General features: G+C 37.7%; 14 protein-coding genes and 1 pseudogene. 6 read left to right on the top strand and 9 right to left on the bottom strand.

The features are described 5' to 3' along the window. Positions 1 to 29 precede the first annotated feature (29 nt). Positions 30 to 194 (top strand): annotated as a pseudogene (locus BTR25_RS27190) (IS5/IS1182 family transposase); the annotation flags it as partial. 311 nt (positions 195 to 505) lie between these two features. Here the strand turns inward: BTR25_RS27190 and BTR25_RS17615 are convergent. Beyond that, complete coding sequence (locus BTR25_RS17615; RefSeq protein WP_075689357.1) at positions 506 to 709, bottom strand: alpha/beta-type small acid-soluble spore protein; 204 nt, start codon at positions 707 to 709, stop codon at positions 506 to 508. A 413-nt stretch (positions 710 to 1122) separates the two neighbouring features. Here BTR25_RS17615 and BTR25_RS17620 point away from each other — a divergent pair, with 413 nt between their 5' ends. Then, entirely contained in the window at positions 1123 to 1365 is a 243-nt protein-coding gene (locus BTR25_RS17620) for a hypothetical protein (protein WP_075689358.1), read from the top strand. Between the two features lie 54 nt (positions 1366 to 1419). On the opposite strand, the gene BTR25_RS17625 is transcribed toward BTR25_RS17620, so the two are convergent. The 8 genes from BTR25_RS17625 to BTR25_RS17660 all read right to left on the bottom strand — a co-directional run bounded on the left by BTR25_RS17625 (position 1420) and on the right by BTR25_RS17660 (position 9237). After that, positions 1420 to 2532, bottom strand: coding sequence for an ABC transporter ATP-binding protein (locus BTR25_RS17625; RefSeq protein ID WP_075689359.1), 1113 nt, complete (start codon positions 2530 to 2532; stop codon positions 1420 to 1422). An 86-nt stretch (positions 2533 to 2618) separates the two neighbouring features. After that, positions 2619 to 3542 (bottom strand): PucR family transcriptional regulator, encoded by a 924-nt coding sequence (locus tag BTR25_RS17630; RefSeq protein WP_075689360.1) that lies wholly within the window; start codon positions 3540 to 3542, stop codon positions 2619 to 2621. A gap of 286 nt (positions 3543 to 3828) precedes the next feature. Next, complete coding sequence (locus BTR25_RS17635; protein ID WP_075689361.1) at positions 3829 to 4020, bottom strand: hypothetical protein; 192 nt, start codon at positions 4018 to 4020, stop codon at positions 3829 to 3831. Positions 4021 to 4086: 66 nt separating this feature from the next. Continuing rightward, positions 4087 to 4296: a YheE family protein gene (locus tag BTR25_RS17640; protein ID WP_075689362.1), complete on the bottom strand. Its 210-nt coding sequence runs from the start codon at positions 4294 to 4296 to the stop codon at positions 4087 to 4089. Between the two features lie 46 nt (positions 4297 to 4342). Beyond that, a complete protein-coding gene (locus BTR25_RS17645) occupies positions 4343 to 5437 on the bottom strand; it encodes a YheC/YheD family endospore coat-associated protein (RefSeq protein WP_075689363.1) in 1095 nt (364 codons plus the stop codon). Next, the gene (locus BTR25_RS17650) at positions 5434 to 6798 is read right to left on the bottom strand and encodes a YheC/YheD family endospore coat-associated protein (RefSeq protein ID WP_075689364.1); all 1365 of its coding nucleotides are present in this window, start codon (positions 6796 to 6798) and stop codon (positions 5434 to 5436) included. The genes BTR25_RS17645 and BTR25_RS17650 overlap by 4 nt, the downstream gene beginning before the upstream one ends. Next, positions 6776 to 7879: a YheC/YheD family endospore coat-associated protein gene (locus BTR25_RS17655; protein WP_075689365.1), complete on the bottom strand. Its 1104-nt coding sequence runs from the start codon at positions 7877 to 7879 to the stop codon at positions 6776 to 6778. The genes BTR25_RS17650 and BTR25_RS17655 overlap by 23 nt, the downstream gene beginning before the upstream one ends. A gap of 11 nt (positions 7880 to 7890) precedes the next feature. After that, entirely contained in the window at positions 7891 to 9237 is a 1347-nt protein-coding gene (locus BTR25_RS17660) for a YheC/YheD family endospore coat-associated protein (RefSeq protein WP_083652446.1), read from the bottom strand. 246 nt (positions 9238 to 9483) lie between these two features. Here BTR25_RS17660 and BTR25_RS17665 point away from each other — a divergent pair, with 246 nt between their 5' ends. The 4 genes from BTR25_RS17665 to BTR25_RS17680 all read left to right on the top strand — a co-directional run bounded on the left by BTR25_RS17665 (position 9484) and on the right by BTR25_RS17680 (position 14452). Continuing rightward, positions 9484 to 9828 (top strand): YlbF/YmcA family competence regulator, encoded by a 345-nt coding sequence (locus tag BTR25_RS17665; RefSeq protein WP_075689366.1) that lies wholly within the window; start codon positions 9484 to 9486, stop codon positions 9826 to 9828. Between the two features lie 133 nt (positions 9829 to 9961). Next, on the top strand, positions 9962 to 10831 hold the full coding sequence (locus BTR25_RS17670) for a Cof-type HAD-IIB family hydrolase (RefSeq protein WP_075689367.1): 870 nt from the start codon (positions 9962 to 9964) through the stop codon (positions 10829 to 10831). 239 nt (positions 10832 to 11070) lie between these two features. Next, positions 11071 to 12627, top strand: a complete 1557-nt coding sequence (locus BTR25_RS17675) for a coproporphyrinogen III oxidase (RefSeq protein ID WP_483295266.1) — start codon at positions 11071 to 11073, stop codon at positions 12625 to 12627. Between the two features lie 208 nt (positions 12628 to 12835). After that, complete coding sequence (locus BTR25_RS17680) at positions 12836 to 14452, top strand: long-chain fatty acid--CoA ligase (protein WP_075689368.1); 1617 nt, start codon at positions 12836 to 12838, stop codon at positions 14450 to 14452. Positions 14453 to 14516: the final 64 nt, after the last annotated feature.

The raw sequence follows: 14516 nt of genomic DNA on the forward strand, positions 1-14516 counted from the left end.
GCAAAAAACCGCTATAAAATTGAAGCGCAAAAAACCGCTATAAAATTGAAGCAAAAAATAGTGAACTCAAGCATGGGCACGGTTTTGAAACAGCCAAATCCTCGGGTTTATTTGGTATGGAAATTCAAGGAGCCACAACCATATTCGCTGTCAATCTCAAACGGATAATAAAACTTCTTAATGAAAAAGAATAGGAAATAGGCAGAGGTATAAGCAACTTCCCTTCGAATTTCGGTAGGAAGTTGCTTTTTTTTGTCTTTTTTCATCCATAATGCCTTTTCCTTATTTATAAAATATAAAAAACGGAAGTTCTTCAGTGCCCTCACTGCGTGTCTGCGGGGTCTCGCCTGTCTCGCTTCTCCCGCAGGAGTCTTCGTGCCTTCCATGCAAATCAACAGGTTTACAACAACAACTGTATATTTAACAAAGCTTATAAAATGAATCCCCCTCCGGTTTGGAGGGGGATTAGCCATATTATTTATTTGTACGTTCTGGTTTTGCTAAATTAGCGTTGGAATCCGCCAAGTTGTTGTTCTGCCATTTGCACTAGACGCTTAGTGATTTCTCCTCCGACAGATCCGTTTGCACGTGAAGTAGTTTCGCCGCCAAGTTGTACACCAAATTCAGTTGCAATTTCGTACTTCATTTGATCAAGTGCTTGCTGTACTCCAGGTACTAAAAGTTGATTAGAGTTGTTGTTACTTGCCATAGTTGAATAACACTCCTCTTAATAATTTTGGGGTCAGTATGGAATTGAACCATTATGGTTATAGTAACCATTGCCACCTTGGCCTAACCCATCTTAAATAATGATTATAAGTTGGAGATGATTCACACATTGTGTGGCTGGGTTAGCCGGGCTTGCACCGGCGCTAAAGACCCTTTGATTGGTTTAACCCACCGAGTTAAGTTGTTGCTTTGTAATCATTATTATGGTTAAAATCCTCAAGCTTATTCAAATTTAAATATTAGTAATTTATTCCATTACATAGCAGATAATTTGTAACGCAAACTATAGTTATAAAATGAAACTCCATCAGTGGTGGTTTCTTCATCCCCACTGATGGTTAGTTGAATTAATGCCCGTTAATGCGGGATAAAAAAATAAAAGGGTGATAAGGGATGTCGATATGCCCAATATGTAATGGATTCAGAGAGGTTTATTCAGTATGCAACTCCTGTGGAAGTCAAATGATCGAGAGCGGCAGAGCAATGGATTACTATGATGATTACAGTCCTTACATGGAAATTGACTTAATGAAAATGGTTGATGGATTTCAAGATACAAACTCAGGTGATAAATGTCCTCATCTTTATCGATGTCCAACTTGTCAAAACGAAGAAATTTTATTTATAAAGGAATAGTAAAAAAGAGAAATAGAAAAAGCTCCGTTTCAATGGAAACGGAGCTTTACACAATTATTGTTCGTTATTAACGCGAATACGTGATTGAGTATCAACATCGAAGAAATGTGATTTATTTAAATCAAAAGCTAACTCAATTGACTCACCTGGGTTTACTTCTACACGAGAATCTAGACGAGCTACAAAATCTTGACTATCAAGGCTAGAGTAAACCATCATTTCTGCACCAGTTAATTCTGCTACATCAATTTTAGCTGTAATCTTCGTACCCACAGATGCCTCAATGAACACAGGCTCATCATGAATATCTTCTGGTCTAACTCCTAGAATGACTGGTTTTCCAACATATCCTTGCTCACGAAGGAATTTCATTTTTCCTTCTGGTACTGTAATCGTATCGTTACCGATAATAAATTTGCCATCTTCAAGTTTACCATTAAAGAAGTTCATGGCAGGAGAGCCGATGAAACCGCCAACGAATACGTTCTCAGGCTTCTCATATACTTCCTTCGGTGAACCAACTTGTTGAATGAGACCGTCTTTCATAACAACTAGACGTGTCGCCATGGTCATAGCTTCTGTCTGGTCGTGTGTAACATAAATTGTTGTAGTATTTAAACGACGATGAAGCTTAGCGATTTCCGCACGCATCGCTACACGAAGTTTAGCATCAAGGTTTGATAAAGGCTCGTCCATTAAGAATACTTTCGCATCACGTACAATCGCACGGCCTAGGGCAACACGTTGACGCTGACCACCTGAAAGAGCTTTTGGCTTACGAGTTAAGTATGCTTCTAATCCAAGAATTTTTGCAGCTTCTTGAACGCGGCGATCGATTTCATCTTTAGGGAACTTACGGAGTTTTAATCCAAACGCCATATTATCATAAACCGTCATATGTGGATAAAGGGCATAGTTTTGGAAAACCATCGCGATGTCACGATCTTTAGGAGCAACATCGTTTACTCTCTTACCATCAATATAGAAATCACCTTTTGAGATTTCTTCTAATCCAGCAATCATTCGAAGAGTGGTTGATTTACCGCAGCCAGATGGTCCAACAAACACAATAAATTCTTTATCTTGAATGTGTAAGTTGAAATCCTCAACTGCTGTTACTTTATTATCATAAACTTTATAAATATGGTCTAATTGTAATTCTGCCATCAGTAATTCCCTCCATAATCTTGATAGTTTTAGTTTACCTGGAGAGTTATGAAAGCGCTATATACAGGTTGCACAAGATTATGGGACTACTTTTTGGGCACTTTGTTATTTCTGCCTTCCTGCTCATATAGCATACATGCTAAAAAGACAGTGAATGCCCCATAAAAGTCTTTTAACTGAATTCCTGTTCTTTCTACAAACTTATCAATCCGATATTGAAGTGTATTTCKATGGATATACAGGCTTTTTGCGGTCATGCTGGCATTAAGGTTATTTTCTAGGAAAATTTTTAGTGTATCAAACAGCTCTGGATCATCTGTAAATACATCGGTAATGTGTCTGTGAAGCTGTTGGGTGATGGGATCATCCAAGTGGGCAGCAACAAATGAAGGGAATATTTTTTCAAATGTAAGGATATTTTTACTATCTAGATTTTTTTTGGCAAAGGAAAAAAAATCCCGTTCATGATTAAAATGCTCTCTAATTTGGTCGGAGTATGGATAAATTTTGCCAACATAGAAAGTGATTTTCACGTAAAAATCACTTTCTAGGGTGTCTGTCATTGAAACTAATTCCTGTTCTGTAAGAGAAAAATTACTAACTTCTTCAATGACAATACCGCTATTATTATGTTCCCAAACAATAATTACATCTTCTGTAAAAAATCCCTTCAATGCAGATTCAATCTCGACTTGGTCGACACCAATCCCTTGAATGTGAAATTGGATAAATCGAAAAGAAGATTCTGTACGATAGGAAAGAGTCTGTCCCTTTGCAAATAGATATTCATACCACTTTCTTGATATACTAGTAAATGCCTGTGGTTGAAATTCAATTTGTTCATAGAGTGTGTTAAGCACTCTAAGTTCTACTTCAGTTATGCTTGCCTTTGGAATTCCTACCCATTCTTGCTCTGATTCATCAAAGAAGATGTATTGGTCAGATGGATATTTTGGCTTCTCAGCGTACATTACTGAATTTTTATATAAATCGATAATTTTTCTTAGCATGGTCAACTTCCTTATTGTATAAATAATGTATTTTTTTGATTATGTATTAAACCAAGTGTAACAAAAAAAAACTGACAGTTAAACCTGTCAGCTTCCTTTAACATTAGATTTGTTATTGTTAAGTGTAGATTTTTGCGAAATCCGCTCCCTTTCCGCGGGCTCACCGGTGAGCCTCCTCGGTCGTTCCTCCCTGCGGGGTCTCACACTGGCTCATGCTCCCGCAGGAGTCTCGCAGATTTCGCAAAAATCTGTTTAAAATATCATTCATCATTACCTATGGCTAATATTAATCTGATTCATAAGGTGGTTGTTCTTTTACTAGGTCACTGGCTTCTTCGATGTTGGCTGTGTTGTTGCGGTTGTGAACGGAACCGCCGGATAAGCCTTCGTTTATGATTCGGTCGATATCTAAATAGACTTTATCCTTACCCTCATATAATACATCAGACTGAGTTTTCTTTTCTTTATTTTCCTCCATTACTTTCATTCCTTTCCCATTTTTCTTAGTGTGTGAAAAGGAATTAATTTAATGCAGGTGAGAGTTCTATTCATAAACATGGTATAGCATCAGTTCATGAATTTGGCTTATTAAAGATTCAATATCTTTTTGTTCCGGGGTATTTGCGGTCCACTCAATCTTGCCTGATTGATGATATAATCCCGTGTATCTTTTTTTATTATGATAAAATGAGAAATTCCAGCCGGGAATATTTTTATTTTCAAATAACGGCTTGAATTGAAAATGCATGAGCATATGGTATCCCCCTTATTTGCTTATTAACTTTAGCTTAAGGGATAAATTAAGGACAATCCAGCTGATTTTTATTTTTTTTAATAAGATTGAGGAATAACCGACAAAGGTTTTCTATTTTTCTTGCTTCGATATAACTTTCATCGAAGCTCATCGGTTTAGAATTTACTTCGTACAAGTAGTACTGTCCTGTTTGACTTAGGCCTGCATCAATTGAAAATTCACCAAAAAACCCGAATTGATTTGTTAAGGCTTCACCAATATGATTGACAATGGTTTCAATAAATTCATCATGTTCAGGGGATTGAATCTCGTGATAAGGAAGAGTCTTGCCTCCAGACGGTATATGGGTGGTGACATCCTGCTTTTGTGATTGCCTAATTCCGACCCCCGTCACAGTATAACGACATTGCTTATCCGCATGGGCAATGATTCGAAAATCAAATCTATTTCCATTATAAAGTGCAGGATGGATCGATTCTTGTGCTAGATAAGTCTTTTCTTTTAACTCCTTTTCCCATTTAAACCAAAAATGATCAAAGGTATCAAACCATTCCTGCTCTTTTATACCCTTTAGGAAAATTTGATTCTTATTTTTGTCATTCTCATTTACCTCTAATCTGTAAACACCCTTACCACGTGCCGATTTTGCTGGCTTTAAGTAAATATTTTTATGTTTCTGAATAAAGGAGTATAACCCCTGCTTCTGAGTAATCAGAATTGTTTCTGGTAAGTACTCATGAAGCACTGGATGGTTCTCAAAAAGTGAATAGAGATGATGCTTATTTATAAAACAGGGATTAAAAAAAGGAATATTTCTCTGAGATAACAAGTTAAAAAACTGCTGGTATTTTTCATGCTGCTCCGTTTTACGAAAGGGGATCCGGTTATAGACAAGATCGGGAAACGGGAAGGATTGCCTTTGCCATGTATTCTTTTCCGGTTGAAACTTGTAACCAACAATAGAATCGACGCCAACATCCTCTAATGTGAAAATAAAGCTTATTCCATCATGAGAAATAAGCTTTTTTTGTAATGCCATAAATAAGGGGCCATTACCCGAAATCATTCCATCTTTCTTACGGGCGGTTAAGATGCCGACAAGGGGTCCCGTATATTCCTCGGTTTTAGAGATATCTTTCATTTGAAAATTTCCTCTGGATACAGGATGGATTGTTCAGTGAGAAAGACGGCAAAGGCAATCGAAAGTTTACGTGTTAGGAAATCAAATTTCTTTAAATCAGGGTGGCTAAAGATGGATCTTCCTGGTTTAGAATTTGCTTCAAATAACCAGATGTCCCCATTTTTATCAATTCCTAAATCAAACCCAATTTCCGCGATAATCCCTTCCATATGGTTTTCTATCGCTTCGCTAAGAACGAGAGCTGCTTCAGAAAGTTTTTTCTTGAAAAACTCAGTCTCTTCCACTAAAAATACCTCTTTTAGCGTTTTAGTCTCTCCGCCGCTTCGCTTATGTGTCGTGACGCTCCCAGAGCCTGCAACCTTGGCTGCAAGGGCCGTTACATGCCATGCTCCAAATTCATCTTTATTTGTATGAATTCTAAAATCAATAAATCGCTGTTCTTGCCTAAGTAGGTGTATTCCTTGCTGGACGAGGATATTAGCTAGATTTTTCTTAGCAAAAACAGTACTAAATAACTTTTCAAGTGATAAAAACTTTCTCAAACGATTTACACCTGTATCATCTTGATACCGACAGAAGTATGCATCTTCGAGTTTATCATAAATAATTTGGTGAATCCCGAGACCTAGGCTGCCATTTTTAGGTTTAAGGTAAACATGACCATATTTAGATAACATTTTCTCAATTGTTGAGAATGAGGTGAAGGGGTGTGTTTCTGGCAGATAGCGGGTCACCGAAGCCTCCTGTTGTAAACGTTCATAAATGTCCAGTTTATTAAAAAATCCTGGATTGTACCAAGGGATAAGGTATTCTGTTTGCAGTCTTTCCTTCACTTGGATTAACTTTATATTCCTTTCACTTTTTCGATTGGGAAGCCGGTCGTAGATGACATTTGGAAATGGTACATCGATGGTTTTCCATTCGTTTTCATGATAAAAATACCCCGTGATGGTCGCTTGTTCCCAATTAATATGCTGTTCACCAAAAACAAAGGGTAGTGCACCAACCGTTTTATTTACAGATAGCAGTTTCGAGAAAAAGACCGATCGCTCCCCTATAGGTCTTTGGGGAAAAGGAGTGAATCCTGCAGTAAATATTCCAATAAGCGGGCCAATATAAAGTGTTTCATTTTCAATAAAGGTGTGCAAGGATATTAAGAAGTCTGGAAAATTTAATGCCTTTTGTATTTCTTTACTTATGCCTATTCGATTTTGTTTAGTTGTCTGAGGCGAAAAATTGGCAGAAACGGTTTTTGTACCAAATGCAATTCTCTTTATAGAATGCTCTTTAAGAAGAGCTGGCGGGCATACTACAACCTGTTTAGTCTCGTCTGTTAGTTCAATAGTATAACGTTTTCTCACTATAGCTCTTCCTTTCTTTGCTGTTATTATCAAAAAGATGTTTTCCATATAGAAGGGGTGCTCTCAATAAGGTCTCATTTAGGGTTGATTGTGTTTGAAGTATGACCTTTCTTCCCGGTTTAGAATTAACATCTAGAATCCAAATTGTCCCGTTTTTTGCGATCCCAATGTCTATGCCAATTTCAAATAAAGGAAGGAATTTTCTCTCAAGCAGGGCAGGAAGCTGTTTAATAATGTAGTCGATTTCATTACAAATCAATTCTTTTTTTGTAACAGGTAGGGCTTCTGTCCAGGTGGAGAAATCTAAACTTGAGCCACCAGCACTTAAGTTTGACAAAAGTCCGGCTTTATTCCCAATGCGGACCCCTTTGCCTCGTTCGACCCAATCACCAAGCTCATTTTTTTGTAGTAAAATCCTGATATCAAAAGGTTGTAATTCAGCATTTGAAAGCTCTAGATACGGTTGAAGAAGGTAGCTACGCTGTGTAATTAAAGTTCGAAGCCAGGATGTCAGCTTAGTGGTATTGGGAAAAGCGCGGGAAATCATTTCTTTGTTTTTTTCTGTTTTAACAAGATAGGTCTTAGAAATTTTTTGTAAATAATAGATTCCATAACCTTGTGAGCCATTAATCGGTTTAATAATGAGCTTCTTCAGTTTATCTAACTCTTGTACAACAGTTTTAGTATCTTTAATCAATTGGGTTGATGGTAAATAAGCCGCTAAAACAGACGAATTTAATGCCTGATAGAGCTCCATTTTATTTGGCAGACCATATCCTAAAAAGGTGATATCGGCCCTGGACTTTAACCACGAAACGATTGGCATACACTGTTTTGAATGTCTATCATCCCCATAAAAACAGCGGTCGTATATGAGTGACGGCAATATGAACTCTTGGTCCGCCCACTGCCTTTTTACGGAATCAAATTTTTTTCCTTGAACTTGAAGGGAATGCGGGTTTATCTTTGAGGGTATGAAACGGTAACAATCAATACCGCAATCTGCTGCTAGGACGGCCATTTCATTTATATAGCCTGATTCACTTTCCATACTAAGTGTCATGATTCCGAACGCAATCAAGTTAGTTCCTCCTATTCTTCAGGTGTATCAAAAGCGAGCTTCGTACAGAATTTGATAATCGCTTTTGCAGAAGGTCTTATTTTCAATTTGCCATCCTCAAAGTTTTTTGAGGGCTTTGAATTCACCTCGATAAGCCAAAGCTTTCCGGTATGATCAATTCCTATATCAATACCAAGCTCACCAAAAATACCTGAAGACTGAAGGCTAATCCAAGAGGTAATTTCGACAGCCAATTCCTTCATTTCTGAAAGGATTCTCGTTGCTTCTTTAGCAATAAAGGATTTCTCTATAGCGGTTTGTGGCGCCATAACCTCTCCACCCTTAGCTATGTTAGAGACAAATTCCGCTTCTGCTGAAACTCTAGCGACAACAGAGGTTACCTCCCAAAAGTCCCTGTGGTTCATGTGGCAGAGCACTCGAAAGTCCATTCCTCTAGATTCATAAGTGATAAGTTGAATTCCTTGTTGGACAATGTAAATTCGATTATTTAATAATGGCTTCAATTGCAGGTAAATCTCATCAATAGTAAACTTTGTAAGTTTCTTTTCTGAAAATGCCTTTAATGAAGAATCAACAGATAAAACACCATCAATTTTTTCAAGCTTGAAAATACTTCTTCCCTGGCTGCCATGAACTGGTTTTATAAACACGGTCTCATATTTTTCAAGAAAATATGTTAAATTTTCTTTAGAAAAAAGTCCTGTTTCAGGGACGTGAGTCACTAGATGATTTTCGTTTATTAATTGTTGATGAACTTCCCATTTTGATAGGAAGCGATCATTAAACAAGGGGATATTTAGCTGTTCAAGTTTTTTACGGAATAATGTAAAATCATTAGTATATTCTAGTCTTCTTGAGTGAATTCGGTTGTAGATGACATCAGGTAATGGGAGTTCTGAAGGGAGCCAGTTTCCATTGCTATAGTAATATCCCTGTACATTGAATTCTTTATAGGTAAAAACATAAAAAAAACCGCCAGCTTCCAAAATACCATGATGAAGCTCCTCACAAAATGCATGAATAGACCCAAAGCTTGGTTCAGTAGCTAATGAGTTGAACTCTGTTAACAGTCCAACGACTGGTCCAAGGTACAGGATATTGTTTTCCTTACTATAACTGGCATGAAACTTATAACATTGTACAGGTAAAAAAAATTCATTAAATAAATCCTCGGGTAGGCTTAGCTCATATGAGTCTATTTCTGCAGCTTGAACTATTATCGATACTCGCTTCTTTCCTAAGGAAATCGTCAGTTCATCACCCTCGTTTAAGCGTAATTGCTGAAGAAGGTAAAAGGAAATTCGTACATGATTATGGTTTGTGCTGAATTTCCAAGGAACAATCGAAATTGGGGGCATACTCACTCCTCATTTGTAGGCTAGTTTCGGGAATATAGGCATTAGCTGATATAGTATCGTATGTTAATGGGAGCATGGGTGTGATTCCTAGTTCGTGCTTCTTTCGAACATTCTCGCATTTATCTTCATAGTTTGTTATAGTAGTTTGGTGTTCAAAGCATAAACGTGCAGGTGTTATTACTGGGGTATATGGGATTTTTATATAACCTAAACGTTAGAGCTAGATAGAAAATGAGGAGTGGTACGATGTCAGGTAATTTATATGATGCTGCCTATGCATTGGAAAAAGCAATTCGTCAAAGTGAAGAGTATACACAACTTCAGCAGATGTATAGTGAAGTAAATGCAGATCCTGAGGCAAAAGCGATGTTTGATAATTTCCGTCACATTCAAATGAATTTACAGCAGAAACAAATGATGGGGCAGGAAATTTCTGAGCAGGAAATTCAACAAGCTCAGGCAACAGTAGCAGTGGTTCAACAAAATGAAAAAATATCTCGCCTTATGCAGACAGAACAAAGAATGAGCATGATTATTGGTGAATTAAACCAGATTATCATGAAGCCCTTGGAAGAGCTTTATACAAAATAATTTATTAAATGGGTAGTCCTCGGTTTATAATCGGGGGCTTTTACTTTTCTTTTATACCCTTTGTTCTATCTGGGCCTAAAATATCATAAAAGTGATATAAGGGTAAATTCAACCAAGAACAGGGGGCAGTAACATGATTTACCGCTTGCTGGCGTTAAATATTGATGGAACGCTTTTACAGACTAATGGAAGAATTCATAAATCAACAAAAGAAGCGATTGATTATGTACAACAAAAGGGAATTTATGTCACACTTGTAACATCTAGAAGCTTCCCTTCAGCTAAAAAGGTAGCCAGGGCTTTAAAAATAAAAAATCCATTAATCACTCATCAAGGAGCATATATTGCCAGTGCTCAAGATAAGCCAATTTATGTAAAGAGGATTAGTGAAGATATCACATATGATACCGTCCGTTTCTTAGAAGGGATTCCATGCCAAATTCGGCTCGTCCACGAGGATTACTCCTTAGCAAATCGGACTAAACTGTATAACAATTTGCTGTCTAAAACGGTCTTTACCTCAGGAGACCCTGTCTTTTATTCTCAGCAATTTGTGTCTTCCTTGAGTGAATACTTACATGACCAGCCTGTTACACCGCCAAAAATAGAGGTTTATTTTGAAGAAGAAAATGATTTACAGGACGTGAAGGATGCTCTTGGTAAAATGTATACTGAGATTGAGACTATCTGTTTGGATCCATTAAGGTTAGATATTGTCCCTGCAGGAGTCTCTAAGTTAAGTGGATTATCCTATCTTTGCAGTACTTTAGGTATTCAGCGTAAGGAAATGGTTGTTATTGGCGATGGATTAGATGATATCCCATCAATTGAAGCAGCAGGCTTAGGCGTAGCTATGGGGAATGGCGGTTTTGAAATCAAAAGGGCGTCCGACTGGATCACACGTTCACAAAATGAACAAGGCGTCGCTTATATGGTAAAAGAACACTTCAGAAAGCAGCAGCCAATCGAATTCCTACGTAAAATGAATATAATAAAAAAATAAGAATAAAGACATCGCAGGCATGACCCTGCGGTGTCTTTTCATATTTATTAATAATTTCCAGTATATTGACCTTATATTATTGTTTTTGTACACTTAAGGAAGTTTATCCCGCATTAACGGGCAGTAATACCCCCACCTCAAGGCTATGAGTGAAAATAAGAAATCCTAGGTGGGGATAACTGCCCGTAAAAGCCCGATAAGTTCAACTAACCATCATTGGGGGATGAAGAAAACCCCCAATGATGGAAGTTTTACTTTACTTTGAGAGAGTGATGGTATTGAAAATTTCTATATTGGGCTTAGACGATGAAAGATTCAACCGGCCCATACAGCTAATAGCAAACTTGTTTTTTGAGGAAAGCAACATCGTGAAAGATTTAGATATTACTGCAGATGTTTCAATTATATTTTCAGTGCAGGCTGGAGATAAAAAAGTCAATGTATCTGGAGAACTAAAGGACCGAAAGGAGAAATCTTTTAAAGCTAGCTATGAAACTGAATTAGTGCCATCTGATTCAGAAAAAGAAAGGTTTAACCAAATAAAGAATGCGGTTGCCCATGTGTACTTGACGGTCTTACAGGACTGGACTGAAATCACCCAAAAATGGGGGATTCTAACAGGGATTAGACCGACAAAACTACTACACAAGAAGGTTCAGGAAGGAATTCCTTCTAAGATTGCGCATCAGCAATTAAAGGATGATTACTTAATAACTGATGAAAAAATTGCATTGATGCAGAAAATTGTGAATCGGCAGCTTGCAGTTGTCCCCGACCTTTATTCACTTCAAAAGGAAGTAAGTATTTATATCGGCATTCCTTTCTGTCCAACAAAATGTGCTTACTGTACCTTCCCTGCATATGCAATTAATGGACGCCAAGGCTCTGTTGACTCATTTCTAGGGGGACTTCATTATGAAATGAGAAAAATGGGAGAATGGCTAAAGGAAAAAGATATAGGGATTACGACAGTTTATTATGGCGGGGGAACACCGACAAGTATCACGTCAGAAGAAATGGACATGCTGTATGAGGAAATGTATCAGTCATTTCCAGAGGTCGAGAAGATTCGTGAAATAACCGTTGAAGCCGGCAGGCCTGATACAATAACTCCTGAAAAATTAGCCGTATTAAAGAAATGGAACATTGATCGTATTAGTATCAATCCGCAATCATATACCCAGGAAACGCTAAAAGCAATTGGCCGTCATCATACGGTGACGGAAACGATTGATAAATACCATTTAGCCCGAGAAATGGGAATGAATAATATAAATATGGATTTAATTATTGGACTGCCAGGAGAAGGAATCCCTGAGTTTAATCATTCTCTTAGTGAAACGGAGAAGCTGATGCCAGAATCACTGACAGTTCATACATTATCATTCAAACGGGCATCAGAAATGACTCGGAATAAAGAGAAATATAAAGTAGCCGATCGTGATGAGGTTGAGAAAATGATGGAATTAGCAGAAGACTGGACTGCTAGTCATGGGTATGTTCCTTACTATTTATATCGTCAAAAAAATATTCTAGGAAACCTTGAGAATGTTGGTTATGCTATGCCTAAGCAGGAGAGTATTTATAATATTATGATTATGGAAGAGCAGCAGACGATTATCGGTCTAGGCTGTGGGGCAGCGAGTAAATTTGTTCATCCTGTCAGCGGGAAAATCACCCATTTTGCAAATCCAAAAGATCCGAAATCCTATAACGAAGGCTTTGAATCCTATACTGCTGAAAAAATAAAAATACTAAATGAACTTTTCTCAGAACAAAGTTCTACCACAAAATAAGTAGAAGCAGCCAAATTTGAACTGCACCAAAATTGTTAGACACAAAACTAACAATTTTGGTGCAGTTTTTTATGTTAGGTTAAATTTTTAGAATTAGTTGTTCTCAATAGAGGATTATTAAGATAAACGTCGAATGTTTTAGGGGACATCTGTCATAGAATATGATGATTATAAAACACTTTCATTACATAGGAGGGGATGATTAGTTATGATGCAAACACCTTTAACGATGATCCAGATGATTGAAAGGGCAGAAAAATATTTTCCAAAGAAGCAGGTTGTTTCTAGAACGACGAGCGGGATCCAGCGATTAACTTACAAAGAGATCGGCGAAAGAACAAGAAGACTTGCAGATAGCCTTAAAAAACTAGGTGTTCAAAAGGGTGAAAAAGTAGGGACTTTAGCATGGAATCACCACCGCCATTTAGAAGCTTATTTTGCGATACCTTGTATCGGGTCAGTCCTTCATACCATCAACATCAGACTTTCTCCACAGCATATTTCCTTTATTATTAACCACGCAGAAGATAAAGTTCTTTTAGTTGACCCTGATTTAATTCCATTACTAGAAAAGTGCGCCTCAGAATTAAAAACAGTTAAAGCCTTTATCATCATGACTGATGAAAAGGAACTTCCTGAAACCAGCCTGTCTCCAGTCTATCATTATGAAAATCTATTAGCAGAAGCTGACCCAGAGTACCAATACCCAAATGATATTGATGAAAATGACCCTGCGGGAATGTGCTATACCTCTGCTACCACAGGAAACCCAAAAGGTGTTGTTTATTCTCACCGTGGTATTTTCCTTCACAGTATGGCCTTAGGTCTTGCAGATAGCATTGGGCTGAGTGAAAAAGATATTGCTTTAGCCATTGTACCAATGTTCCATGCGAATGCATGGGGTATGCCTTTTGCAGGAGTATGGTTTGGTACTTCACTCGTACTTCCTGGACCAAATTTTACCCCGAAATTAATTGCTGAATTAATCCAAGAAGAAAAGGTAACGATTAGTGCGGGTGTTCCAACCATTTGGCTTGGCCTATTAAAGGAGCTGGAGGAAGGAACCTATGATACGAGCAGTCTAAGGGGCTTATTATGTGGTGGTTCTGCAGCACCAAAAGGAATGATTCGAGCCTATGAACAAAAGTACAAAATTCCATTTATGCATGGATACGGTATGACAGAAACAAGCCCTCTAGTGGTTATCTCGACTCTAAAAAGCTATCAAGAAGAGTTAGAATTTGAAGAAAGACTAGAGATCAGAGCCAAGCAAGGAATTCTTGTACCTGGCTTGGATATTAAAGTAGTAGGTAAGGACGGAGAAGTTGCTTGGGATGGGAAAGAAATGGGTGAATTATGTATAAAAGGCCCATGGATTGCCTCTGAGTATTACAAGGATGACCGTACAAAGGATGCATTTAAAGATGGATGGCTTCATACGGGTGATGTTGTAACAATCGATGAAGAAGGTTTTATCAAAATTGTCGACCGTACTAAGGATTTAATAAAGAGTGGCGGTGAGTGGATTTCTTCTGTTGATTTAGAAAATGCCTTAATGGCCCATGAAGGAGTATTTGAGGCAGCAGTTGTCGCAGTTCCACATGAGAGGTGGCAAGAAAGACCAGTAGCGTGTGTGGTATTGAAAGAGGCATACAGAGGAAAAGTCACTAAGGATGAGTTAACCGAGTTTTTAAAACCACAATTTGCAAAATGGTGGCTTCCGGATGAAATTTTATTTCTAGAGGAAATTCCGAAAACCTCGGTAGGTAAATTCCTAAAGATGGCCCTTCGTGATCAGGTCCAAAAGGAAGTATTACAGAAATAAATAGGCTTTAGGGACAAGAGGTTTTACCTTTTGTCCTTTCGCTTGGATAAAAATAGGTTATTAT

The sequence above is a fragment of the Bacillus sp. MRMR6 genome, assembly GCF_001940785.1.
GTDB lineage: Bacteria > Bacillota > Bacilli > Bacillales > Cytobacillaceae > Neobacillus.

Bases quoted from the DNA above. Each gene is read 5' to 3' on its own strand.
- BTR25_RS17635 (WP_075689361.1), bottom strand. From the start codon at position 4,020: ATGGAGGAAAATAAAGAAAAGAAAACTCAGTCTGATGTATTATATGAG.
- BTR25_RS17640 (WP_075689362.1), bottom strand. From the start codon at position 4,296: ATGCTCATGCATTTTCAATTCAAGCCGTTATTTGAAAATAAAAATATT.
- BTR25_RS17680 (WP_075689368.1), top strand. From the start codon at position 12,836: ATGATGCAAACACCTTTAACGATGATCCAGATGATTGAAAGGGCAGAA.
- BTR25_RS17670 (WP_075689367.1), top strand. From the start codon at position 9,962: ATGATTTACCGCTTGCTGGCGTTAAATATTGATGGAACGCTTTTACAG.
- BTR25_RS17620 (WP_075689358.1), top strand. From the start codon at position 1,123: ATGTCGATATGCCCAATATGTAATGGATTCAGAGAGGTTTATTCAGTA.
- BTR25_RS17615 (WP_075689357.1), bottom strand. From the start codon at position 709: ATGGCAAGTAACAACAACTCTAATCAACTTTTAGTACCTGGAGTACAG.
- BTR25_RS17660 (WP_083652446.1), bottom strand. From the start codon at position 9,237: ATGCCCCCAATTTCGATTGTTCCTTGGAAATTCAGCACAAACCATAAT.
- BTR25_RS17675 (WP_483295266.1), top strand. From the start codon at position 11,071: ATGATGGAAGTTTTACTTTACTTTGAGAGAGTGATGGTATTGAAAATT.
- BTR25_RS17665 (WP_075689366.1), top strand. From the start codon at position 9,484: ATGTCAGGTAATTTATATGATGCTGCCTATGCATTGGAAAAAGCAATT.
- BTR25_RS17645 (WP_075689363.1), bottom strand. From the start codon at position 5,437: ATGAAAGATATCTCTAAAACCGAGGAATATACGGGACCCCTTGTCGGC.
- BTR25_RS17625 (WP_075689359.1), bottom strand. From the start codon at position 2,532: ATGGCAGAATTACAATTAGACCATATTTATAAAGTTTATGATAATAAA.